19 protein-coding genes are annotated in these 22,953 nt (G+C 66.0%); 2 read left to right on the top strand and 17 right to left on the bottom strand.

The window, feature by feature from the left end:
- Positions 1–54 precede the first annotated feature (54 nt).
- Positions 55–1,578, top strand: a complete 1,524-nt coding sequence (locus ACE191_RS17510; protein WP_400193529.1) for a diadenylate cyclase — start codon at positions 55–57, stop codon at positions 1,576–1,578.
- A gap of 66 nt (positions 1,579–1,644) precedes the next feature.
- On the opposite strand, the gene ACE191_RS17505 is transcribed toward ACE191_RS17510, so the two are convergent.
- The 10 genes from ACE191_RS17505 to ACE191_RS17460 form a co-directional block, all read right to left on the bottom strand.
- Complete coding sequence (locus tag ACE191_RS17505; RefSeq protein ID WP_400193528.1) at positions 1,645–2,259, bottom strand: trimeric intracellular cation channel family protein; 615 nt, start codon at positions 2,257–2,259, stop codon at positions 1,645–1,647.
- Between the two features lie 212 nt (positions 2,260–2,471).
- Complete coding sequence (locus ACE191_RS17500) at positions 2,472–2,993, bottom strand: PaaI family thioesterase (protein ID WP_400193527.1); 522 nt, start codon at positions 2,991–2,993, stop codon at positions 2,472–2,474.
- A gap of 67 nt (positions 2,994–3,060) precedes the next feature.
- Positions 3,061–5,055, bottom strand: a complete 1,995-nt coding sequence (locus ACE191_RS17495; protein WP_400193526.1) for a DUF3857 domain-containing protein — start codon at positions 5,053–5,055, stop codon at positions 3,061–3,063.
- Between the two features lie 40 nt (positions 5,056–5,095).
- Entirely contained in the window at positions 5,096–7,045 is a 1,950-nt protein-coding gene (locus ACE191_RS17490) for a DUF3857 domain-containing protein (protein WP_400193525.1), read from the bottom strand.
- Entirely contained in the window at positions 7,032–10,379 is a 3,348-nt protein-coding gene (locus tag ACE191_RS17485; RefSeq protein WP_400193524.1) for a tetratricopeptide repeat protein, read from the bottom strand. The genes ACE191_RS17490 and ACE191_RS17485 overlap by 14 nt, the downstream gene beginning before the upstream one ends.
- Before the next feature lie 113 nt (positions 10,380–10,492).
- A complete protein-coding gene (locus tag ACE191_RS17480; protein ID WP_400193523.1) occupies positions 10,493–10,966 on the bottom strand; it encodes a PPC domain-containing DNA-binding protein in 474 nt (157 codons plus the stop codon).
- Between the two features lie 195 nt (positions 10,967–11,161).
- Positions 11,162–12,421 (bottom strand): hypothetical protein, encoded by a 1,260-nt coding sequence (locus ACE191_RS17475; RefSeq protein WP_400193522.1) that lies wholly within the window; start codon positions 12,419–12,421, stop codon positions 11,162–11,164.
- 13 nt (positions 12,422–12,434) lie between these two features.
- Positions 12,435–13,160, bottom strand: coding sequence for a hypothetical protein (locus tag ACE191_RS17470; protein ID WP_400193521.1), 726 nt, complete (start codon positions 13,158–13,160; stop codon positions 12,435–12,437).
- Positions 13,161–13,260: 100 nt separating this feature from the next.
- The gene (locus ACE191_RS17465; protein WP_400193520.1) at positions 13,261–13,824 is read right to left on the bottom strand and encodes an RNA polymerase sigma factor; all 564 of its coding nucleotides are present in this window, start codon (positions 13,822–13,824) and stop codon (positions 13,261–13,263) included.
- A 212-nt stretch (positions 13,825–14,036) separates the two neighbouring features.
- Complete coding sequence (locus tag ACE191_RS17460) at positions 14,037–15,635, bottom strand: aldehyde dehydrogenase family protein (protein WP_400193519.1); 1,599 nt, start codon at positions 15,633–15,635, stop codon at positions 14,037–14,039.
- A 153-nt stretch (positions 15,636–15,788) separates the two neighbouring features.
- Here ACE191_RS17460 and ACE191_RS17455 point away from each other — a divergent pair, with 153 nt between their 5' ends.
- Positions 15,789–16,214: a hypothetical protein gene (locus tag ACE191_RS17455; protein ID WP_400193518.1), complete on the top strand. Its 426-nt coding sequence runs from the start codon at positions 15,789–15,791 to the stop codon at positions 16,212–16,214.
- Positions 16,215–16,323: 109 nt separating this feature from the next.
- On the opposite strand, the gene ACE191_RS17450 is transcribed toward ACE191_RS17455, so the two are convergent.
- From ACE191_RS17450 to deoC, 7 genes are all read right to left on the bottom strand, one after another.
- Positions 16,324–17,823 (bottom strand): Do family serine endopeptidase, encoded by a 1,500-nt coding sequence (locus ACE191_RS17450; RefSeq protein ID WP_400193517.1) that lies wholly within the window; start codon positions 17,821–17,823, stop codon positions 16,324–16,326.
- Between the two features lie 203 nt (positions 17,824–18,026).
- On the bottom strand, positions 18,027–18,473 hold the full coding sequence (locus ACE191_RS17445; protein ID WP_400193516.1) for an Hsp20/alpha crystallin family protein: 447 nt from the start codon (positions 18,471–18,473) through the stop codon (positions 18,027–18,029).
- 231 nt (positions 18,474–18,704) lie between these two features.
- Entirely contained in the window at positions 18,705–19,520 is an 816-nt protein-coding gene (locus ACE191_RS17440) for a hypothetical protein (protein ID WP_400193515.1), read from the bottom strand.
- A gap of 32 nt (positions 19,521–19,552) precedes the next feature.
- Complete coding sequence (locus ACE191_RS17435; RefSeq protein WP_400193514.1) at positions 19,553–20,743, bottom strand: M20 family metallopeptidase; 1,191 nt, start codon at positions 20,741–20,743, stop codon at positions 19,553–19,555.
- Positions 20,744–20,770: 27 nt separating this feature from the next.
- Positions 20,771–21,166, bottom strand: a complete 396-nt coding sequence (locus ACE191_RS17430; RefSeq protein WP_400193513.1) for a hypothetical protein — start codon at positions 21,164–21,166, stop codon at positions 20,771–20,773.
- A gap of 2 nt (positions 21,167–21,168) precedes the next feature.
- Positions 21,169–21,717, bottom strand: a complete 549-nt coding sequence (locus ACE191_RS17425; protein ID WP_400193512.1) for a sporulation protein — start codon at positions 21,715–21,717, stop codon at positions 21,169–21,171.
- Positions 21,698–22,399, bottom strand: a complete 702-nt coding sequence (gene deoC, locus ACE191_RS17420; RefSeq protein ID WP_400193511.1) for a deoxyribose-phosphate aldolase — start codon at positions 22,397–22,399, stop codon at positions 21,698–21,700. The genes ACE191_RS17425 and deoC overlap by 20 nt, the downstream gene beginning before the upstream one ends.
- Positions 22,400–22,953: the final 554 nt, after the last annotated feature.

Genomic DNA, 22,953 nt, shown 5'->3' with positions numbered 1-22,953 from the left:
CGGGCCGAACAAATCGTCTGCTTCGGGGTACTACATTTATCCTTCTGCCGCTCCATGCTCTCCTACCTGCCGGTCATTCCTTCCCCCCTCGCGCCCGCCGACGAATTCACTATCTGGCCTTACCAGGCGCAGTTTCGCCAGGCGGCCCAGGCCAGCGCCACCCACATTTTTGAGGATCTGGATGAGGACCTGCAGGCCGGGGTAGTCCTGCTGGGCATCCCCTGCGACGGGGGGGAGCCGGTGTGCCTGGAGCCGGCCGAGTGCGGGCTGCCCGCCGCCGCCTTTCAGGGCGTACTGGCCCGGGCCACCCAGGTGCACCAACCCCACACGCCCCAGGAGCACGCGCTGTACGGGCGTGAGGCCGCCCGCCGCCGCCGGGAGCAGTTCAGTTTGCGCCTGGCCGTGCAGGAAGTGCTCGACGCGGTGGATAAGGACGGCGGCCAGCAGTCGTTTGCCAGCATGCCGGTGCGCATCGACTCGTTCTTCGTGGTGACGGTGCTGCGGGTAGCCCGTAAGGCCCTGCGCACCCAGCCGGCCCTGCAGCCCGGCCGCTACTACACCGACGGCAAGCCCCTGGCCAACTCGCTGGTGCAGGCGGCCATGTTGCGCTTCAACGAGGAGTGCGTCAAGTCGCTGGTTGAGCCCACGCCGGGCCTGAGCATGGTGCTGCGCCCCCGCGACGCCGACGAGGTACTGCGCGCCGCCGGCAAGCTGCTGATGGACACGCCCGCCCAGGCCCTGAGCACCGACCCCTCGAACGCTAAGCTGTTTGCCACCCTCAACACCATTTCTTCCTTGCGTTACGAGGGCACGGCCGGCGTGGGCCAACTGCTGCTGGCCCGCCGCTACCACCCCAACATCGAGGAGCTGTTTGCCCTCACCTGCCCCGCACCCCTCACCGACTACCGGGCCGTGCGCAAGCTGCTGCAGATGACTTCGAGCGACGTGTGCCTGCTTTCCGACGGCGAAAACGTGTATGCCCTGGGCCGCCTGACGGGCGAGTACGATCCGGCGCGCGAGGACCTGTTCACCATCGGCTTCGTGAACCACTACGTGTGGGAGTTCCGCCACGCGGGCCGGGTGCTGATGCGCGCCGCCTATGGCCTGCCCAGCCTGCCGCACACCCGCCTGAACCGGAGCCAGTTCAGCCGCAGCCTGCGCCAGACCTTCGGCATCGTCAAGCCGGCCAAGGTGGAGCGCCTGTGGGAAGTGCTGCTCGAAGCCAGCCGCCAGTCCCGGGGCACACTGGTGGTCATCACGCCCGAGGCGCTGGCCGAGGCTGACCGCCTCAAGCTGCAGTGCACCCTCATCGACCCGGTGCAGCTTACCCCGCTCATCACCCGCCTTGTCACGGCCATCGACGGCGCGGTGCTTATCGACCCCGAGGCTTACTGCTACTCCATTGGCGTCATCCTCGATGGCAAAGCTACCGGCCGGGGCTCCAGCACCCGCGGGGCGCGCTACAACTCGGCCCTGCGCTACGTCGAAAGCAGCCCCCACCCCTGCGTGGCCATTGTGGTGAGCGAAGACGGCCTGGTCGACATTCTCACCAAGGACAACCTGCCCGAGCGCGACTGAGCTTTCGGGCTGCTGGTCGGTAGCCGGCGCGCTCAGTTGTACTACCCTCCCTTCCCGGGAAAAACCTTACACCCGAATGGGCGGCAAAGCCCAGCCTTTTTTCACGGCCAGCAGCCGGAAGACGGTGATTACTCCCACCGCCAGCAGGAAATTGACCGTGGGGTGCAGCCCCAGGGCCAGGGCCAGCACATAGCAGACCGCGCCGGTCAGGCAGGGGGTAGCGTACAGCTGCCGCTCGAACACCAGGGGTACCTCGTTGGCCAGGGTATCGCGGATAACGCCCCCGAACAGCGCCGAAACAATGCCCAGCAGAACGGCGGCCCAGGCGTTTACGCCCGCGTTCAGCGCTTTTTCCAGCCCCAGAATGGTAAAGATGCCGATACCCAGCGTGTCGAACACCAGCAGGGGGCGCCGCAGAATGCCCAGCCACCAGCGGCGGCAGCCAATGGCAATGAGCACGCCGGCGGTGACGACCATCAGGTAATTGACGTCGCTGATCCAGGCCACGGGGTAGGCCTGGATGACCACGTCGCGCAGCGTGCCGCCCCCTACCGCGGTAACGAAGGCGAAGATGAAGAGCGCCAGAACGTCGTGGTCCTTCTTCTTGTGCAAAGCCGCCAAGGAACCCGATATGGCGAATACGCCGGTGCCGATTAAATCCGTCAGGTAGATTACGCTCATTGGTTACCTTGCTAAACGTCTGGCCCACCCGGCCAGCTATTCACTGCACCGTTACCTCACGGCTGGCTGCTAGTCGTTTGCTGGCCCGGCCCGCGCCTGGCGCCACCCAAGTGGTGCGGTAGAAGTATTCTCCCCGCGGGAAAGCAGAGCTCAACTGACTAGGCAAACCGGGCCGGGTATGGCCACAGCCAAGCGCATTTCCGAACTTTCGGCTAGCGTTTTTGCTTGGCCCGAAACGACCAGGTGATGCGGAAAACGGCCACCACTTCGCCGGCTTCGTCGCGGCCGGTGCTGGTGCACACCACGGTGCGGCCTTCGCCGGTGGCGCAGCTTTCGGCAATGGCCTGGGCAATGGCCGCGCCATCGGGGCTGGTGAAGGCGATGCGCGAAGTGGCTTTCTTGGTGAATTCGGCCTGCATGCCCACTACCAGCATCGACACGGCCTGCTCGCTGGTGCTGGTGTACATCAAGGCCAGAGTGCCCGAGGCCATTTCGGCGGCCATGCTCAGGCAGGCAAAGTAGATGCTGCGGAACGGGTTTTTGGTCAGGTACTTGAACGGTACCGTAACGGTGGCGTGCTCGTTGGTCAGCTCCGTGACGCGCAGCCCGGCCAGCGCCGCCATGGGCAGCCGCTGCAGGGCAAACAGGCGCAGCTTGACGGGGTTGAGCAGGTTGCGCCGGAATGCCGCGAGGCGGGGCGTATCGGCGACGGTGAACGAGGAAGGTGCTGACATAACGCAAAAAGCCGCGGGAAACCCCAAGGTAAGGGTTTCCCGCGGCCCGAGCGCCGGGGCGCGGCGGCTACGACTTCTTCTCGAGCACCAGCACCACCTTGTTGAAGTTGGCAGCGGCATTCACCACTTTGCGGAAGGCCTCGAAGTCCTGCTTGGGCCAGTGAATCTGGGTGTACGACTCCAGAATGCGCACCGTCACCTGCTGGCCCTGCTGCTGAAAGCTGGAGCGGAACCAAAACGCCGGGCTGCCCGCGGGGCCGGTTTCGGCGTTGATGTTCAGGTCGGCCAGGTTGCGTACCACGTAGCCGGCCGGAATATCGAAGGTGATGGTGCGGTTGTAGCGGCGGTTGTAGTCGTTTTCCACGTCGAGCTGGCGCTCCTGCTCCTGGTAGAGCTGCGACTGGGAGCCGATCAGCTCCCCTATCTTGAACAGGTACCGGGGCCCGGCGCGGTCGAGTACGGCGGCCGACTCCACGGTGGCGTCGATGGTGAAGGGGTGCAGCAGCGGGTTGCTGGCCGGCTCGGCGTTGGTCACCTTCAGCGACTTGAATACGGCATCGGCCAGCACACCCTTCACCATGCCCTGCATGGCTTCGGTGCGCTTGTCGGCCGGAATCTGCGGGTAGATGGCCTGCAGGGGCTCGGCCTGGTAGCCCCCCAGCACCTGCTGCAGATTCACTGTCACCTTGTCGAGGGCCGGGGCAAACTGCACGCCCACGGTCATATCGTAGGGGCTCTGGTCGGCGCTCAGGGTGGGCACCTCGCGCACCGTGCCCACGGCCGACTCGGCCTGGCCCAGCTGCACCAGGCGCACAAACAGGCCCTTGGCCGCGGTCCACTCGGGTGGAATCACGCCGTAGCGGTAGTCGGGGCGGCTGGGCGCGGCAAACTGCTTGGTGGCGGGGAAATACAGCACGAAGTGGTCGAGGAAGTTCCAGGAGTCGAAGTCGGCGTCGAGCGGGGCCTCGCTGCGGTCGGCCACCACCACCACTTCGTGGGGAATCTTGCGGGCCTTGAGCAGAGCCGCCATCAGGCGCACCATGCCCAGGTCGGAGGCCGTGCGGGTGGTGGCAATCTGGGCCAGGTCGGCGCCGGCGCCCGGGTCCACGTTGATCTGCGTTTTGAGGGCCAGTTCCAGGGCGCGAATCTGCTCTTCCTGGGGCAGGCTGGTGGGCACGTTGAACTGCTTGTCGAGCTTCTGCACGGCCTTGGCGTCGGTTTTCAGCGGCTGCCACACCCGCTCGTACACGAACTGGCCGGCGTCGGCCCAGGTGAAGAGGCGCTTGCCTTCGCCGGCGTAGGCCACCTTGTACTCCACGCGCATCTGCCGGGCCTTGGGATGGGCAAACTCCTCGTCGCGCAGGGCCGCCACGTCGGCCAGGCGCAGGTGCAGGCGGTTTTTGCCCTCGGCAGTGGTATCGGTCGTCACGGCCGGGCCGCCGTAGGTGCGCGCTTCCAAGGTGATGTTGCGGGGCGAAATCAGCTCCAGGCTCACGTCATGGGCGGGAATCTCGCTTTGCAGCCGCTCGCGGCCGAAGTACTCCATGTCGCGGATGCGGGCGTACACGTACTCGATTTCGCTGCCTTTCTCCACGCCTTCGAGGGCGAAGATCTTGTAGCTGCGGTTGCCGCCCTCGCCGTCGCGCAGCTCCTTCATGCTGCTTTGGTCGACTTCCACCACCTGCCCGCGGGCGCTGATGGTGCGGGCGCGCAGCTGCACTACCCGCCCGGCCTCGCTCAAGGGCAGGTAAATCTTGTTGTAGCGCTCAATGCCCTCGTCGGAGTTCACGCGCACGATGCGGTGCTCTACCGAGTACACCACCGGCTGGCGGGACTGCGGGTCGAAGGCGTACTCGTGGGCCGTGAAGTCGCGCAGCACCACCGCGGGCTGGGCTTCCTCGGCGGCTTTCAGGGGCAGGCGGGCGCGGCGGTCCTGCCACTTATAGTCGGCGTACACGAGGCTGGGGGCCGGGGCCGGCTGTTTCTGGGCCAGCAGCGGCAGCAGCGGCAGCGCGCCGAGCAGCCAGGTCAGCAGCGCCCGGCGTGGAATGGCGGGAGTCATAGTAAGCGAATGAGGGCGGGAATGGCAGCGGCAACGGCCGCTAGCGGGTTTTGCGCTTTAAAATGAGGGCGTCGCGGTAGGCGTCGCTGAGCTTGTCGACCACGGCGTTGTAGGCGGCGAACTGCTTGGGCTCGAGCAGCAGGTAGTTCACGTGCACCTCCTTTTCCTGCACCACCTTGTTGCCCTCGCGGCGGTAGCTGATGCTAAAGCCGGCCACGGCGTCGTCGGCCCGCACGTTGGCGGGCAGGTGGGTCAGCTCGTAGTCGGCCGGAATTTCAAACTCGGTTTGCTGGCGGGTGCGGCGGCAGTAGTTGTTGATTCGCGGCAGCTGGCGCTTGGCCACGTCCACCTGGTCGTTGAACAGCTCCCGGTCGAGGTTCAGGTTCACGTACACCTCGTCGCCGGCGCGCTGCACGTAGTCTTCGAGGTGGAAGCTGTAGTCCACGCTCAAGGCTTCCTCGGGCGTGGCCAGGCCCGCCACGGCGTAGCGGTCCACGAAAAACTTGTTGTTGCCGCGCTCCAGCAGGCCCCGCACCGTGCGGTCCTGGCTGAGCTTGTCGGCGCTGCTCAGGGCCATGGCGGCGCGGCCGCGGGAGTAGCCGGCCAAATCGAGGCGGCCGCTGCCGTGCAGGGTGGTGCCGTCGAGGCGCAGGCGCGACACGTCGGTGCGGGCGTTCTGCTCGCGGGCTACCACGGGCACGGTGGCCACGCGACTGCGTTGGGCATCGAGGCCAATGAGCACTTCCTTGCCCTGAATCATGGCCGTGGGCAGACCAAAGGGGTTGTAGGAGTCGGTGGCGTCGAGGTACACCAGCTCGCCGTCGGGCCGCTCATACACCGCAATCATGTGGTTGTCGACGCCGGGCGTGGCCAGCTCGGAGTAGCGGTAGGGCAAATCACGGGTGCCAATCCAGGCCAGGTACGAGGGCAGCCCAGCCAGCTGCAGCATGCCGTGGGTGAGGCTGGCCATGTCCTTACAGTCGCCGTAGCGGCGGGCGTACACGGCGCTGGCCGGCAGGGGCACGAAGCCGCGCATGCCCTGCTCGAAGGCCACGTAGCGCACGTGGTTCTGCACCCAGTGGTAAATGCGGCGGGCCTTTTCGTCGGGGCTGGGGGCCGCCGCCGTGAGCGAGTCGACGAGGTGGCGCAAAGCCGGGGCTGGTGGCTGGCTCTTCAAATCGCGCACGAAGGTGCTGTAGAGCGCGTATAGCTCGGGCACGCCGGCCAGCAGCTTCTGCGGCTTGCCGTTCAGGGTAGCCTCCTCCACGTAAAACACGATGTGGGGCAGGTACCAGGCGTCTTCGGGGGCGTCGTCTTCCCGGGGCGCGGCCGGCAGGTTGTCGGCGCTCCAGCGGTACACCACGGTGTTGCCCTTTTCGGTTTTGCTGAACTGCACCCGCGCCTGCTCGCCGCCGAACAGGCGGTAGTTGAGGCGTACGTTGCGCGGGGCCGTCACCGTCAGCTCGGTGTGGCGCACGGGCACGCCGCTGGCGAAGTAAAACGGCAGCAGAAAGCGCGCGTCGGGGTAGCGCACGGTGTAGTCGCTCACGGTGCGGGCGCCGGGGCCAATGGCCGGGAAGGTGTAGGTCACCATGCGCGCGTCGTCGAAGAAAATTCCCGGGCGCACCTCAAACTGGTCCTTGAACTGCTGGACCTTGAGGGTGCGGTAGCTGCCGCCGTTGGGCACCAGGGTCTTGGCTTCGATCTTCTGCAGGCGGGAAAAGTGCGAGCTGTACACCCGGTCGAGGGCGTAGGGCGCCGACTGCTCGGCCACGTGCAGCAAATCGTGGTGGTGCCGGGCCAGCACCACCAGCGAGTCGCCGCGGGGCTCCAGGGTTACGTCCTGGCGGTAGTCGAGCACCACGGCGGGCTGGCCGGGAAACTGCTGCTGCATTTGGGCCAGCAATTGGGCCGGCTGCTGGGCGCGGGCCGGTGCGGCCAGCGCGGCCCAGGCCAGCAGCACCGCCAGGCAACGGTTAATGGCTGTCATAAACGTAGTTGTTCCAGTACGTATCGGTGCGGGTGGGGCGGCCTTTGGCGTCGTAGTACACGGTGGGGCCGGCCTGCTCGCCGCTGCGCCAGGACTCTTCGCGCTCCAGGGTACCATCGGGGCGGAAGTAGCGGCTGCGGCCGTGCTGCTCGCCGTGCAGGTAGTGCACTTCCTCCAGCAGCTTGCCCTCGGCCGAGTAAGTGCGCTGCGGACCGGTGGTGAGGCCCTCGCGCTGCTCGGTTTCGCGGTACAGCTGGCCGTTGCTGTGGTAGAGGCGGTTTTTGCCGTCGAGCAGGCCGTTGCGGTAGGCTTCCTCGGCGGCCGGCTTGCCGTTGGCGTAGTAGCTGCGCAAGGTGCCCTGCTGGCTGCTCAGGTCCTGCCAGGCGCCGGGCTGGCCGTTGGGCTGCACGTGGCGCCAGGCCATGATGTCGTCGGCGGCGTAGCGCTTCTCGTAAATCAGCTGGCCCGCGGGGTCGAAGCGGCGGCTCAGGCCCTCCTGCTGGTTTTCGTGGTAGGCGTCCACGCTGGCCACCTGCCCGTTGGCGTGGTAGTCGGTCCAGTCGCCTTCCTTCTGTCCTTCCTCGAAGCGGCCCGCGCGGCGCAGCTTCCCGACTTCGGTATAGTACTTCCACTCGCCCACCGGCTGCCCGCGCTCGTAGCGCCCCTCCACGGCCAGCTGACCGTTGAGGTGGTAGCTGCGGTAGGCGCCGTCGCGCTGGTCGTCGCGCATGGCGGCCGTGGCGGCCACCTTGCCGTTGGGCCAGAACCACTCACTACCCGAGAGCTGCTGGCAGGTTTGGCTGAAGCGCACCCGCGGCTTGCCCGAGGGGAAGTTCAGCACGTAGCCGGTGGCATCGGGCGTCAGCTTCACGCTGGTGATGACGCGGCCGGTGGAGTCGTACTCGGTGATGCGCTGGCGCACGCCGGCTGCCAGCACCATCTCCGACCACAGCTTGCCGGTGGGTGTGTAGCTGCGGTGCAGGCCGTTTTCGGCGCCGCCGTAGAAGCCGTATTCCTCGCTCAGGCGGCCGTCGGCGTAGTAGTCGCGCCACGGGCCGGTTTGCTGGCCGTGGTCGTACCAGCCTTCCTGGCGCAGGACGCCGTCGGCCGCGTACTGCTCGTGGCGTCCGTGCCGCTCGCCCTGCACGTAGGTAGTGCGCTTGAACACGGCCCCGTTCGGGTGAAATGTCTCCTGTACCCCGTCGAGCTGGTCGTCGCTGAAGCGGCGGGTGGCCGAGGGCGTGCCGTGGCGGTACACGTAGGTCCACTCGCCCGTCATTAGCCCGTTGCGGTAGCGGCCGCTGAAGTTGGGAGTGCCGTCGGCGCGTAGCCCGCGCACGGGAGTGTCGCCCTTGCCGGCGGTACCCTGCTCGCGCACCTTGCCGCTCTTGTCGAAGTACTGGTACTTGCGCACCCGGTTGTGGTCGTAGCTGACCTCATTGAACAGCACGCCGTCTGCGTCGAACTCGCGGTAGGTGCCGTGCAGCAGGCCGGCCTCGTCGAAGGATTGCTCGATGTGCGGCTTGCCGTTGGCGTGGTACTCGCGCCAGGGCCCGGTGCGCTTGCCGCGGGTGTAGGTGCCGGTTTCCTGCTCCTTGCCGCTGATAAAGTAGCTGGTGAAGGCTCCGTGGCGCAGGCCCTTGTCGAGGGCGCCGCGCAGGGCCACGCGCTTGCCGGGGCCGGGGAAGTAAGTCACCAGCGGCCCCTGCCCTTCGCCGGCCAGCATATTGGCTTCGGCCTCGGGAGTACCGTCGGAGTAGAAATCCGTCTGCGGACCGTGGTTCTGGCTGCGCTGGTAGCTGCCGCGGCTTTCCACCTGCCCGTTGGGGTAGTACTTCACAAAGGCGCCTTCCATTTCCCCGGCTTCGGAGTAGGTGCGCTCCTCGCGCAGACTGCCGCAGGGGTGAAACAGCCGGGCCTTGCCCACCGGCTCGCCGTTGCGGTAGGTGGCTTCAATGGACAGCTGGCCGTTGGCGTGGTACTCGCGGAAGGCGCCCTCGCGCTTGCCCTGCTCGTTGTAGCTGACCTCGCGCAGCAGGCCACCCGCGGAATGGTAGTAGCGCCATGGCCCCACGGGCTCGTTGTTCTGGTGGCGGCCCTCGGCGGTCAGGTTGCCGTCCTCGTCAAACAGCTGCCAGGGACCCTCGTAGAAGGCGCGGCCGGTGGCATCGCGGCGGGCGTCGCCCAGCCCGCTGATGCGGCCGGAGTCGTAGAACCAGGCTTCTACGCGCTCGGGTTTGCCGTTGCGCACCACGGTCTGAAAATCGCGCAGGGCCATCAGCTTGGGGTACACCGCGTCCTGCATCTGCTTCACCTTGGCAGCGTTGCTTTTCACCCACTTGGCCGCCTGCTTGTCGTCGGCCGAGCTCAGGATGAGGTAGGTGAAGGCCGTCAGGTGGTCGTTGCGGCGCAGCTCCTCGATGACCGGCCCGTAGGCGCGCTGCCAGAAGTCGGTGGACTTGGCGTCGACCGGAAATTTCTCCACCAGCAGCTGGGTCTGCTTCACGATGGCGGCCGGAAACTTCACCTTGCTGCGGTAGTCGGCCCGCAGGGCCACGCCCGCGCCCAGCAGTTGGTCCAGCTCGGCGAAAGGCTCGTTGGGCGAGGTAGCAGGCCGCTTGGTGTCGGCGTCGAGCCGCAGCGAGTTGGCGGCGGTCTGCTCGGCTACCACCAGCACTTCCTGGCTGCCCGGCTCATCGGGCGAAATCAGCAGGTACATGAGCATGCCCAGCAGGGCGTGACTCAGGTGGCCCTGGTGCAGCTCTACCCGCGCCAGCTGAAACTGGCTGCCGGGGTGGCCGGGATACAGCTCCAGGCTCCGCTGAAAGCTGTTGACGGCGGCCACGGTCTGGCCCTTCTGGTTGCTTTGGGTAATGCCCTGGTTGAACCACAGCATGGGGTAGCGCGGGTAGCGCTTCAGGCCGGCCTGAAACGTGAGCAGCGACTGGTCGATCTGGCCCAGATCTTCCTGGGCGTTGGCCAGGGCCACGTAGGGCATGGGGCTGGCCATGCCCAGGTCGATGGCGCGCTGGGCGGCTGCCACGGCTTCGGCGTGCTGCTTGTTGCTCCAGTAGGACAGTGCCAGTTCGGCCTGAATCTGGGCGTAGGCCGAGTCGCTGGCGGGCACGCGCAGGTACTGGGCAATGGCGGCTGAGTAGTTGCCCTGGTCATGAAGCTCCACAGCCGAGCGCAGCGCCTCGCGGCCCAGCAGCGGGGCCTCCGGGCGGGTAGCCGCGGTGGTGGACTTCGAAGGGGCCGGGGCCGAGGGTTGGGCCTGCGCCAGCGTGGCCAGCAGGCCCAGGGCAAGCGTCGCGCTGCAGTAGCGGTGCAACATAAAATAGGCGGAAATACACGTCAAGATACCCGGCTGCGGCCTCCGTAGCCGCGGGTATATTCTTACAATAATACAGATTTACTGCGCGTCCGGCATCATTTTGCGCCGGGAAACTAGCGCTGACTGCGCGGCTTCCGCCCGGGCTTGGCGGTTGGCGCGGGGTAAATACTCAGCTCATTATAGCCAAAAGCAGGGTCGGGCTCGCGGCGGAATTCTACCCCTTCCAGCACGCCCACCACCAACTCGGCCGTGGTGTATACCAGATTGCCGTCGAGCAGGTGCCCGCCCAGGGTGCGGCCGGTCGAGTCGGCGACGGCCAAGTGCAGGTGACTGCCGCTTTCGGCCAGCGTACCCACCAACGACACGATTTCAAAGTGCCCCCGGTACACGGTCGGGCCCGGCTGGTTGGCCAGGCGCAGCGTTACCTGGGTGAGGCTGCCCACGCAGGTCACCAGGGTGCCGGCCTTGATTTGCTGGGTACGCGCCAGGCTGGTCAGCTGCTGGCGCAGGTCGTCGCCGGGGCGCAGGCGCAGAGCGAGCGTGCGCATGGTGGCGGACTGGGCCGCCGGGGGTACAGATGCGGACATAGGCGAAGAGGGCTGAGCCCGCAGCCCGGCGGGGGTCAGCGCGGCAACCAGCGCGGCGCCCAGAACAAAGCGGCTCATGGCCTAAAGATAGGCGCGGCCTGACCCCGAAAACGAAAAAGCCGGCGGCGGCCGGCTTTTTCGTTTTTTTGCTCCCGATTTGCCCGGCAGCTGAGTGGCAGCATCGGGCGGAGTGGCTCAGCGGTTGAAGCTCACGCTGCTGTAGCGGGTTTTGATGTTCACGTTGCCGGCCGGTTTGGCCTGGGGTCCGCCGTACTGCCCCTGCATCTCGCTCGACGACGGGCTGCTTTCTTCGGCCCGCACTTTCACCAGGCGCTTGTCGATGAGCAGCTTGCCGTTCTCGGCATTCACATCGAACAGGAAGCCCGCATCGTCGGGAAAGTTCAGCAGGATGGTGCTGTAGCCGCCGTCGACGTTGATGCTACGGAAGTTGCGGCCGGTGGTGCGCACCTCAAACGCGGGGCAGTGCTGCACTTTCATGTCGAGCTGCTCCGAAACCTTGTCCACGCTGAAGCGCGAGTAGCCCGTAGAGCCCTGCAGGGAGCGGACCGTGCCCAGGTTCACGTCGCCGTACTTGCTGTGCACCACCAGCTCCTGGACGGTACCCATGTCGATGTCGGAGCCGTTGTTGCGCAAATCCACGGTGTGACCGGCATCGAGCCGCAGGCGGGAGTAGGCGGCGTCTACCGTCGCCTGCCGGGCATAGAGCACGGTGGCGGCGCTGTTGCTCACGCGTACCACGCTGCGCGGCCCGTCGAGGCGGGCGGTGCGCAGACTGCCGTACGACACCGTGAGTTCAGCAGGAGCGCTCAGGTCGCCGCTAATGCTCACGTCGCCGAAGCTGTTGCGCACTTTCAGCGGCGTGCTCTTGGGCAGCCAGATCGTGTAGTTGACTTCGTAGAGGCGCTGCCGGCTCCAGCACTCCCGCGGCATCTCGCCGAAGCTCGTGCGCAGTGCAATGCCTCCGTCGGCGGTGCCGTGCTCCTGCATCAGCACCTGAATCATGTCGAGCAGCTGCTGGGCTTTTTCCTCGGTATCCGCCCGCGAGATGACGTCTACCTCGGCTTTCACTTCGGAGCGCGACCAGGTGTTGATCTGTACGCGGCCGTAGCGGGTGTCCACCGTCAGCGGCCGGCCACCAGTGGCCTTGAAGGTGCGGCTAAGCTTGCGACTTTTCTCCACGGCCGGGGCCGCGCCGGGCTCGGGGGCCACGCCGGGGCTGGGCTGCCCGCCGTTCTGCCCATTTTGCAGGGCCGATTCGGGGCTGTTCCAGTACTGGTCGGCGAGAGCGGTGGGCAGCAGCAGACCGGCGGGCTGGCTGGGCACCGCCCGATTGGGAGCCGCGTTCTGCGCCAGCACCGGGGCAGCAACCAGCACCAGCGCCGTGGCCCACGACAGCAGCCGGGCGGGTGCGTAGCGAAGCAGGAGCGTGGTCATGCCGGTAGCTGGGTTACTTGTTGACGACGAGGTAGGCATCGTCGTGGTACTGCTGAATCTGCTCGCGGGTGCGCAGCTGCTGGTTCAGAATGTCGAGTCGGATCTGCAGGTTGCGGCTCATGGCCTCGAGCACCACTTCCGGGTCGGGGTTGCGGTAGAGTTCGGTGCGCAGCTGGCGGTAAGTCGAATCCAGCGCTACCAGTTCCTGCTGCCAGTCGTTGGCGGCGGGCGTGGCGCCGGGTTTGGCCTCGGCGTCGAGCTGACGCAACTCGTGCTGCTTTTCCAGAATCTGGGTGGCGTAGTAGGCTTCCATGCTGCGCACCGACGAGGCCAGGCGCTGGGCCGGGCTGCTGGCGGCCACGGCCATCGGCTCGGGCGAACCGATAACCTGGGTCACGGCCTCGGGTTGGGCCGAGGTGAGCGTGGTAGCTGCCACGGCGGAGGTAGCGGGCTGGTCGGCGCGCTGCAGGCCGTAGCCACCGGCCAGCAGCAGTAAGGCCACGGCGGCGGCGGCGCTGTATTGGTACCAGTTGATGATGCGCTTGGCGGGCGAGGTGCCGGCCGGCAGGGCCGGAGCGGCCGGGTTCAGCGGCAGGACGTGGGTGGGCGTCTCATCATCCGCGGCCGGCTCATCGAGCCGCGCTTCGATGGCGTCCCACAGATCGGGGCGCGGCTCGAAGGCGTCGAGGTCGGCGCTGTGCCGCTCGACGAAGGCCTCAAGTCCGGAATTGGGTTTCATGGCAGTCATAATCTTTCGCACAAAGGCTCCCCAGGACCGGGGCGCGGGTTGGGTGGCTAGCGCCGATCGGTCCTCGTCAGTGAAACTTGATTTTACGTGCTTAGAGTCCGTGCTGGCGAGCCAGCTCCAGCAATTTCTTGCGGGCGCGGCTGTATTGCGACTTGGAGGTGGACTCGGTGATATTCATGATGGTGGCAATTTCGCCGTGGTCGTAGCCCTCGAGCAGGTAGAGCGTGAGCACCACGCGGTAGCCGTCGGGCAGGTCCTGAATGCAGCGGCGCAGCACGTCGGCCCGCCACTGTACGTCGTCGGCCTCGCCGGGGGTTACCGGCTCGTCGGCCCCGGCGCCGTCGTGCTGCTCGGCCAGGGGCACCAGCTGCAGACGGCGGTTGCGCAGGCAGTTGATGCTTTTGTTGATGACGATGCGCTTCAGCCAGGAGCCGAAGGACGAGTCGCCCTTGTAGGTATGCAGCTCGCGGAAGGCACTCAGAAACGACTCCTGCAGTACATCCTCGGCCTCGGCGTAGTCGCCGGTGATGCGCAACGACGCGTTGAACATGGCCTTGGCGTAGCGCTTGTAAATCTCGGCCTGCGCCCGCCGGTCGCCCAGGCGGCAGCGCTCAACCAAGGGAGCATTTATATCAACGTAGGCAACGGCTTCCATAGGCGCAGCGGGTTGGGTCTGGCTGTCAGTACTAAGAGCAGGTGGTGGATAAAGTTCGGACATCGGCTGCACATTTGCCACGTTCCTGGTCATCAGCGCGAGAAAGACCCCAGTGCCCGGCGCGGGGTTGCACCTGCCTCTAAAGTAGCACGGAAAAGGGCCCGCTGCGTAGCGGGCCCTTTTCGGAAACATATCAAGCTCGCGCTGCAGGCTTAGATATCGAACTTGATGCCCTGCGCCAGCGGCAGCTGGGTGGAGTAGTTGATGGTATTGGTTTGGCGGCGCATGTAAATCTTCCACGCGTCGGAGCCCGACTCGCGGCCGCCGCCGGTTTCCTTCTCGCCCCCGAAGGCGCCGCCGATTTCAGCGCCCGAGGTACCGATGTTCACGTTGGCAATGCCGCAGTCGGAGCCGGTAGCGGCCAGGAAGGCTTCGGCCTCGCGCATGTTCAGGGTGAAGATGGACGAGGACAGGCCCTGCTTCACGCCGTTCTGCAGGTCGATGGCGTTTTCCACCGCGCCCGAGTAGTTGATCAGGTACAGGATGGGCGCGAAGGTTTCTTCCTGCACGGTGTGGTACTCGTTGCGGGCTTCCACCAACGCAGGCTGCACGTAGGTACCGGTTTCGTAGCCGGCGCCGCTGAGCACCGCGCCGCCGGTGAGCAGCTTACCGCCTTCGGCCTGCACGGCCTCCAGGGCCTTGGTGAACATCTGTACCGCGTCCTGGTCGATGAGCGGGCCCACCAGCGTGCCTTCCTGCAGCGGGTGGCCGATGGGCAGCTTGGGGTAGGCGTTGAGCAGGCGCTGCTTCACGTCGTCGTAGATCGAGTCGTGGATGATGAGGCGGCGGGTGGTGGTGCAGCGCTGGCCGGCAGTGCCCACGGCGCCAAACAGCACGGCGCGAATGGCAATGTCGAGGTCGGCGTGCTCGGTGAGGATGATGGCGTTGTTGCCGCCCAGCTCCAGCAGGGCCTTGCCCAGGCGGGCGCCTACCACTTCGCCTACTTTCTTGCCCATGCGCGTCGAGCCGGTAGCCGACACAAGCGGCACGCGGGTATCGGCCGACATGGCCGCCCCGATTTCGGCGTCGCCGATGATGACGTTGAAAATGCCCTCGGGCAGCTCGTTTTCGGCCAGCACGTCGCGGATGATATGCTGCACGGCCACGGCTACCAGCGGGGTTTTCTCCGAGGGTTTCCAGATGCTCACGTCGCCGCACACGGCGGCCAGCATGGCGTTCCAGCTCCACACGGCCACCGGGAAGTTGAAGGCCGAGATGATGCCCACTAGGCCCAGCGGGTGGTACTGCTCGTACATGCGGTGCGCCGGGCGCTCCGAGTGCATGGTCAGGCCGTGCAGCTGGCGCGAGAGGCCCACCGCGAAGTCGCAGATGTCAATCATTTCCTGCACTTCGCCCAAGCCTTCCTGCAGGATCTTGCCCATCTCGTAGCTCACCAGCTTGCCCAGGTCTTCCTTGTGCTCCCGCAGCTTGTTACCGATCTGGCGCACGATTTCGCCGCGCTTGGGGGCCGGCACCAGGCGCCAGGTCTTAAAGGCCTCTTCGGCCTTCAGCACCACCTGCTCGTAGTCGGCGACGGTGGCCATGCGCACCTGGGCAATCAGCTTGCCGTCGGCGGGCGAGGCGATGCTGCGCACCTGCTCGTTGCTTTCGCCGCCCCACTGCAGGCCGGTGCTGTAGGCAGCGTTGATATCCTGAATGCCCAGCTGGCGCAGCACCTGGCGAATGCCGTGGTGGTCGTGTTCCTGAACGTCGGTCCCGGTGGCGGTGGCTTCTTCGATGGCTAGTTTCATGGGGAAGCGAAAAGTGAGTAGTGTCGAGTCCTGCAAAGGTAAGATTAGCGGCGTAGGGTGACATACTTGCTCCCGAAGCAACCCGGTGGCCGGCGTACTTGGCGGCCGCGGTGTAACTTGCCGTTCCGTGGCCGCCGCGCCGTTGGTTAAACCATGCCTATTCTTAGCACCGAGTACCTGCTGCTTTCCCACGGCCCCAGCGCCGACATGCTGCGCATCATGTGGCGGCGCCCCGTGTCCCTGGCGGAGTTGCAGCAGGGCTACGAGCAGGTACGGGCGGCGGCGGTGCGCTTTCGGGCCCCGCTCTGGCTGGTCGACCTGCGCAGTCCTGGTCTGCCGCGACCGGTGGAGCAGGGCCACTGGCTCCACGAGCTGTTTCTGCCCGAGTCGTACCGCTTTTTTGCCGAGCCCCTGCGCCTGGCCTGCCTGATGAGTCCCGAGCAGCTGGCCGCCGTGTGGTACGACCCCGTCAGCACCGCCAACGCCCGCACGCTCACCGACCCCGAGCAGCCCTTTCAGCTGGCGTTATTCGACCAGGAAGCCGAGGCCGTAAACTGGCTAACCCAGGAAATCGTGTAATTGCCCGAAGTGCTCTGAGCCGCCCGGCTTTCACCAATTGATTCCCCTACAGCATAAAAAAGCCCCTGAACGCGAGTTCAGGGGCTTTTTCACGAGTTGAGCCAGGCGCTTAATCTACCTGCCCAATGGGGTAGTAGGCTTTGCGACCATCGGGGTACACGCCCTCAACCAGGGCACCCTGCCCCTGCTTGGCGGCTTCGAGGTAGCGCTTCACGTCCTGGGGTTTGGTCACTTTGTTTTTGTCGATGCGGGTGATGATGAACCCGTCGCCGATGCCGGTTTCGCGGAAGTTGGAGCTGCGCACGCCGCTGATTTTGGCGCCGCCTTCCAGGTCAAGCTTGTTGAGCTCCTGGCGGCTCAGGGGCGAGAACTTGGCGCCCTCGTACTCCACCGTGGCCCCGGTTTCCTCGCGCACGATTTCGGTAGTGCCCGTGGAGTTGCGCAGGGTGGCCGTAGCCGTCCGCTCGTTGCCGTCGCGCAGGTAGCTCACCTTGATTTTGTCGCCGGGGCGGAAGCGGGCCACCTGCTCCTGCAGCTGCGAGGAGGTGTTCACCTTCACGCCGTTGATTTCGGTGATGACGTCGCCCTCCTTCAGGCCGGCGTCGGCGGCGGCGCTGGTTTTACCCAGGCCCATCACGTACACGCCGTTCAGCGACTTGAGCTTTTTCTCCGAAGCCAGGGTGGCGTCGACTTCGCGGATGCTCACGCCCAGCAGGGCGCGCTGCACCACTTTGTACTTCAGCAAATCGTCGATGACCTTGCTCACGATGGAACTGGGCACGGCAAACGAGTAGCCCTCGAAGGCCCCCGAGCGCGAGGCAATGGCCGAGTTGATGCCCACCAAGTCACCATTCAGGTTCACCAGCGCCCCGCCCGAGTTGCCGGGGTTCACCACGGCATCAGTCTGCAGGAACGACTCGATGCCCATGCCTTCCCGGTCGCGCAGGATATTGATGTTGCGCCCCTTGGCCGAGATAATGCCGGCCGTCACGGTTGAGTTCAGGTTGAAGGGGTTGCCCACGGCCAGCACCCACTCCCCTACTTTCACCTGGTCGGAGTTGCCGTAACGCACATAGGGCAGGTTATCGGCCTCCACCTTCAGCAAAGCCAGGTCGGTGTTGGGGTCGGCACCCACCAGGGTCGCGCTGTACTTGCGCTTGTCGTCGAGCACCACCTCAATTTTGTCGGCCTTGTCGATGACGTGGTTGTTGGTGACGATGTAGCCGTTGGCCGCGATGATAACGCCCGAACCCGACCCTTGCTGCGGGCCGCGCTGCGAGTGGTAGCGGTCCATGTCGTCGCCGAAAAACTGGCGCAGGAACGGGTCCATCCGGATGGCGTCATTCTGCGACATCTTGGGCGCGTACTCGGTCATGACGTGCACCACGGCCGGCGTTACGGCCGAGGCGGCCGCTACGAAGTTCAGGCCTTCGGGCACCGCGTAGGTGGAGCTGCGCAGCGCGCTGGTATAGCGCACGTTTGGGTCGGCGGCCACGGCCTGGGGCTCGGTGCTACGCTCGGGCTCCAGCAGCTTGTACCCCCCAACGGCGACGCTGCCACCGAGAACGGCCGAGGCCATCAGGCCGAGCATCATCTGTTTAGCTTGCATGGGTAGGAGAACGGTAATGTGGTTGAGTAGTTCGGAACCGAAAATACGACAAGCCCGCCCTTGTGGTCAAGAGTCCGGAACCGGCCGTAGTGCGACCCTAACGCCAGATACCCCGGCTTCGGTATAGGGTTGCACAGGTATAACCGCGAACGGCCCAAAAAAGGCACCATTGCGTGGTGCCTTTTTTGGGTAGCCCGAGCGGTTTAGCGCACCTCAATCAGGCGCTTGGTCGTCTTATCGGTGTCGTAAGGCAGAGTCAGACGCAGCACGCCGTCGGTGAGCTCGGCTTCAATGGCCTGGGCATTGACGTTGTCGGGCAGGCGGAACTGGCGCGAGAACGTGCCGTAGGAAGACTCGCGACGGCGCACCTTGGGCGCGTCTTCGCCCTCGGTGGCCGGAGCTTTCCGCTCGCCGCTCACCGTGAGCGTGCCTTGCTGCACGTCGATGGTCAAGGCATCCTTGGGTACGCCGGGCAGGGTGAGCTGCAGCTCGTAGCCGGCGGCGGTTTCCAGCACGTCGGCGGCCGGCACGAAGCCTGCGGCGGGGCGGTGGGTGCCGGGCAGGGTGTCGCCCAGCAGTTGGTTGAACATGGCGTCGAGGGCCCGCGACGGACCCAGGGCCGGAAGCGAGTTATACATCAGCGTTGCCATTGTGGTAGGAAAAAGTGGGTTGGAGTAGAAGTCAGAACCAAGGTGCCGCTGACTGCGACACGCACACCTCACTTTAAATTCTGTACCAACCAATTTTTACTGCCACAATGTCTTAAAACCTCCTGCTACCGCTGCCAGGCTTGCTGCGCCGCTCCGGACAAATCACCCTTTCAACCAACCAAAGCCACTTTATCGACCATATTCAAACTGCCTTTTTGTCAATACACTCGATTAGTGCTGGGTCGGCAGCTGCCGCCGCTCGAACGGCTGGCCGCCCTGGAACAAGGTCAGGCGCAGGTCGAGGCCCACGGCGGGCGTCACGATGTTGGTGCGGCCGGCGGGTAGCGGCTCGCCGGTGGGACTGAACTGCTCAAGGGCCAGGATGTACTGCGTTTGCCGGGCGAAGTAGGGCGTCAGGTCCAGGCGGTCGGACAGGCGGATACCCACTTCGGCGCGCAGCTGGGTGTAGTCGATGGTGCGCTCGTCGGGCGCGTCGTCGGGCGGCTGAATGCGCAGGGCGGTGCCGGCCTCGAACGCCAGGCGCGGGCGCAGCTTCAGGCGCGGCCCCACCGGCAGCAGGCGCTCCACGTCGAGGCGCAGGCTGGCTACGCCGGTATTGCGCTGGGGCTCGGGCAGCAGCGAATACGACAGGCCCAGGCGCTGGCCCCAGGTTAAACCCAGGGCCTGGCTGCGGTGGCGCAGCAGCACTTCGGGCGCTAGCGTAGCGCGCAGGCGGTTGTTAAAGACTTCCTCGTAAACGAAGGCTGCCGCGTTGAGGCCCCCACTCCAGCTGTCCGACCAGAAATGCTCGTAACCCACCAAAGCCTGGTTGTACACGAAGTAGGAGCTGCCGTAGCTGCGGCCGATGGCGTGCTGCGAGGCAAAGCGGCCCCACACGTAGTCGCCGCTGCGCAGGGCGTAGTCTACCTGCAGGTCGGTCAGGGTTTCCAGGCCGCTGCGCAGGCGGCGCTGGGCCGAGGCCGAGCCGGCGGCCAGGGTGAGCACCAGCCCAGTCAGCAGGCAGCGGAGTACAGCGGTAGAGGTCATCGGAATACGGGAAAGCGGGCGAATAACGAGTCTCAACGCGCGGGGGCGGCCAGTTCTTGCAAGGCCAGCCAGGCCATTAGGCCGGGGCCGGTTTGCAGGGCGTGGTCGTCCACGTCGAAGGTGGGCGTGTGCACCGAGGCGGCAAAGCGGCCGTCGGCGGCGCGGGTGCCCAGGCGGTAGAAACACGAGGGCGCGGCCTGCGAGAAGTAGGCAAAGTCCTCGGCGGCCATCCACTGGTCGATTTCAATCACGTTTTCGGCGCCCAGGTAGGCCTCGGCCGCGGCGCGCACCCGCTCGGTGGTGGCGGGGTCGTTTTCCAGGCAGGGGTAGCCGCCGCGGATTTCCAGCTCGCAGTTCGCCCCCATAGCCTCGGCCAGCCCCTCGCAGAGCTGGCGCAGGTGGCGGTGCGCCTGCTGCCGCCACTCCTCGTTCATGGTGCGGAAGGTGCCCTCGATATACACCTCGTTGGGAATGACGTTGGTGGCGCCGTTGGCCACCACCTTGCCAAACGACAGCACCGAGGGAAGCTTGGGATTGGCGCGCCGGCTCACGATCTGCTGGGCCGCTACGATGATGTGAGCGGCCACCAGCACCGGGTCGAGGTTCTGCTCGGGCATGGCGCCGTGGCCGCCCTTGCCGCGCACGGTCAGGTACAGCTCGTCGGTGCTGGCCATGTAGCGGCCCGGGCGGATGCCGATGGTGCCGGCCGGCAGCATGGGAAATACGTGCTGGCCCAGCACGCTCTGCGGCGCGGGGTTTTCGAGCACGCCTTCCCGGATCATGATGGAAGCGCCGCCGGGAATCTTTTCCTCGCCCGGCTGAAACATCAGCTTCACGGTGCCCTCGAACTCGTCGCGCAGCTGCACCAGAATGCGGGCCGCTCCCAGCAAGGAGGAGGTGTGCACATCGTGGCCGCAGGCGTGCATCACCCCGGGGTTCTGCGAGCGGTATTCTACCTCGTTCTGCTCCTGAATGGGCAGCGCGTCCATGTCGGCGCGCAGGGCCACGGTGCGGCGGCCGGGGTTGCGGCCTTCGATGAGGGCCACCAGCCCGGTGCCGGCAATGGCCTGGGGCTGCAAACCCAGGGCTTCGAGCTGCCGGCGTACGAAAGCCGAGGTCTGGTACTCTTCAAACGACAGCTCGGGGTGGGCGTGCAGGTGGCGGCGCAGGGCCACCACATCGGCGGCCTGGGCCGCGGCCAGTTGCTTTACTTTCTCAATCACGGGTTTCTCGGGTTAGGTGGCCGCGGCTTACTCAAACAGGATGCTGACGTGGGGCTGGGAAGCCACCAGCAGGGTGCGGCCGCGCACGTTGGGGCTGAAGGCCGCGTCGTGGTCTTCGTCGCTGCAAAACACCCGCTGCACCAGCACGCAGTCGGCAAAGGCCAGGTACTCGCCGCGCTTGTCGTTGTTGTAGCGAATGCGCCCGCGCACGGCCACGCGCACGTCGAGCAGCACGGCCCCGGTGGTCTGCTGCTGCAAAGTCACGTCGACCAAACCGTGGCGGGGCCACAGGGCCACGAGCAGCAGCAGCCCGTCGCGGCGCACGCGGTAGTGCCAGCTGCCGTCGGCGCCTTCAGTGGGCACGCCGTCGAGGCCCTGCAGCAAGTCCAGCTCATCCCACTGCAGCTCACGGATGAGGGGCATGGCTAGAACCGGGTTTTGTTGATGAGCACCTGGGTGGCCTGCAACTCGGCCTTGGGGGCCAGGGGCCGCAGGCGCAGCAAGGCCTGCTCGGCTTCGAGGCGGCTCACGTAGTCGCCAATGAAGAGGCGGTACACCGGCTGCTTGAAGGTGAGGTAGTCGGTTTCCTGGGGGTAGCGGCTGATGACGGCCCGGCGCACGTTCATGGCATCCTGCCGCTCCAGCCCGATGTACACCAGGATGCGGTAGCCGTTGGTGTACTTCACGTTCTGGTTGGTGTAGGCCAAATCGCGCAGGCGCTGCTCCACCTGGGCGTTGACGTGGGCCGTGGGCGTTACGCTGGGCTTGGCGGCGGCCGGGCGCGGCGCGGCGGGCGGGCTGAACACCGGGCGGTACTTGCTCAGGTCGTCGGTCACGGCGGGGCGGGCGGCCGCGGCCGGGCGCGTGGTGTCGGGCGTGGAAGCCGCCGGGGAAGCGGCCGGGGCCGAGGCGGCGCAGGCGGCCAGGGTGAGCAGGGCGGGCAGCGCGAGCACCTTAGTAAGCAGACGGTTCATGGGCAGCGGCTTGGTCAGCGTCGGGGGGAGTGAGCAGGGCCAGGCCGGCAGAGGCCCCGAGGCGGTCGGCCCCGGCCTGCACCAGGGCCAGGGCCTGGGCGTGGGTGCGAATGCCGCCGGCGGCCTTGATACGGATGTGGGCCGGCAGGTGGCGGCGCATCAGCTGCACATCTTCCACCGAGGCGCCGCGGCTGGCAAAGCCGGTGGAGGTTTTCACGAAGTCGGCGCCGGCCTCGGCGCACAGCTCGCAGGCCAATACGATTTCCTCGGGCGCGAGCAGGGCGGTTTCGATGATGACTTTCAGCAGGCCGCCGCGGAAGTGGCAGAGCTCGGCCAGCTGGCTCAGCTCGTCTTCCACCTCGGCCAGCCGCCCCGACTTAAACGCGGCCACGTTCATCACCACGTCGATTTCGGTGGCGCCGTCGGCCAGGGCCTGGTGGGCCTCGAAAAACTTCACCTTGGTGAGCTGGTAGCCCAGCGGAAAGCCCACCACCGTGCACACCGCCACGCCCGAATCATACAGGGCGTTGACCGCCGAGGTCACGTAGCAGGGCGGCACGCACACGCTGGCAAAGCCGGCCGCGCGGGCCTCGGCGCAGAGCTGCTCAATGTGCGGCTGGGTGGCCTCGGGCTTAAGCAGGGTATGATCGATGCGCGGGGCCAGGTTCTGCGGGTCAAACATAACGGGGGGAAGAACGGCAAAGGTACGCGCACTTTCGCGGGGCCGCGCACGTCCCGGCTCCCGACCACTCTCCCGGCCCCAAAGGGAATTCCTCCGGGCACTCCCGCAATGGTTTTCGTGCCCGGGGGCTTCCCCCGGGGCTTCCCACGATTGTTTCTGCCCCCGGGGGCTTCCCCCGGGTCTTCCTACAATGGTTTTCGTGCCCGGGGGAAGCCCCCGAAGCCTCCGCGCAAAATTTCCGGCCTCTGGGGAAGCCCCCGAGGCTTCCTACAATGGTTTTTGCCTTCTGGGAAAGTTCCAGTGTCTTCCTACAATGGTTTCCGGCTTCTGGAGAAGTTCCAGAGGTTTCCTACAATGGTTGCTGCCTTCTGGGGAAGTTCCAGCCTCTTCCTACAATGGTTGCTGCCCTCCGGAGAAACTGCCGGGCCCGAAAACCATTGTAGGAAACTCCGGCAGGAGTTGCCGAGTCTTGCTACCAATATTTCCGGGCGCGGCAGAAGCGGCGGCGCGGCGTAAAAAAAGTGGTGCCACGGCTCAAAGCCGTGGCACCACTT

Origin of the sequence: Hymenobacter sp. B81 (assembly GCF_044628455.1) — a bacterium.
Lineage (GTDB): Bacteria > Bacteroidota > Bacteroidia > Cytophagales > Hymenobacteraceae > Solirubrum.
Note: the sequence above shows the minus strand (reverse complement) of the source record. Positions and strands in the feature narration are given on the sequence as shown.

Bases quoted from the DNA above. Each gene is read 5' to 3' on its own strand.
- ACE191_RS17440 (WP_400193515.1), bottom strand. From the start codon at position 19,520: ATGACCTCTACCGCTGTACTCCGCTGCCTGCTGACTGGGCTGGTGCTC.
- ACE191_RS17425 (WP_400193512.1), bottom strand. From the start codon at position 21,717: ATGAACCGTCTGCTTACTAAGGTGCTCGCGCTGCCCGCCCTGCTCACC.
- ACE191_RS17450 (WP_400193517.1), bottom strand. From the start codon at position 17,823: ATGCAAGCTAAACAGATGATGCTCGGCCTGATGGCCTCGGCCGTTCTC.
- ACE191_RS17465 (WP_400193520.1), bottom strand. From the start codon at position 13,824: ATGGAAGCCGTTGCCTACGTTGATATAAATGCTCCCTTGGTTGAGCGC.
- ACE191_RS17500 (WP_400193527.1), bottom strand. From the start codon at position 2,993: ATGTCAGCACCTTCCTCGTTCACCGTCGCCGATACGCCCCGCCTCGCG.
- ACE191_RS17455 (WP_400193518.1), top strand. From the start codon at position 15,789: ATGCCTATTCTTAGCACCGAGTACCTGCTGCTTTCCCACGGCCCCAGC.
- ACE191_RS17505 (WP_400193528.1), bottom strand. From the start codon at position 2,259: ATGAGCGTAATCTACCTGACGGATTTAATCGGCACCGGCGTATTCGCC.
- ACE191_RS17490 (WP_400193525.1), bottom strand. From the start codon at position 7,045: ATGACAGCCATTAACCGTTGCCTGGCGGTGCTGCTGGCCTGGGCCGCG.
- ACE191_RS17460 (WP_400193519.1), bottom strand. From the start codon at position 15,635: ATGAAACTAGCCATCGAAGAAGCCACCGCCACCGGGACCGACGTTCAG.
- ACE191_RS17475 (WP_400193522.1), bottom strand. From the start codon at position 12,421: ATGACCACGCTCCTGCTTCGCTACGCACCCGCCCGGCTGCTGTCGTGG.
- ACE191_RS17495 (WP_400193526.1), bottom strand. From the start codon at position 5,055: ATGACTCCCGCCATTCCACGCCGGGCGCTGCTGACCTGGCTGCTCGGC.
- ACE191_RS17485 (WP_400193524.1), bottom strand. From the start codon at position 10,379: ATGTTGCACCGCTACTGCAGCGCGACGCTTGCCCTGGGCCTGCTGGCC.
- deoC (WP_400193511.1), bottom strand. From the start codon at position 22,399: ATGTTTGACCCGCAGAACCTGGCCCCGCGCATCGATCATACCCTGCTT.
- ACE191_RS17470 (WP_400193521.1), bottom strand. From the start codon at position 13,160: ATGAAACCCAATTCCGGACTTGAGGCCTTCGTCGAGCGGCACAGCGCC.
- ACE191_RS17480 (WP_400193523.1), bottom strand. From the start codon at position 10,966: ATGTCCGCATCTGTACCCCCGGCGGCCCAGTCCGCCACCATGCGCACG.
- ACE191_RS17430 (WP_400193513.1), bottom strand. From the start codon at position 21,166: ATGCCCCTCATCCGTGAGCTGCAGTGGGATGAGCTGGACTTGCTGCAG.
- ACE191_RS17445 (WP_400193516.1), bottom strand. From the start codon at position 18,473: ATGGCAACGCTGATGTATAACTCGCTTCCGGCCCTGGGTCCGTCGCGG.
- ACE191_RS17510 (WP_400193529.1), top strand. From the start codon at position 55: ATGCTCTCCTACCTGCCGGTCATTCCTTCCCCCCTCGCGCCCGCCGAC.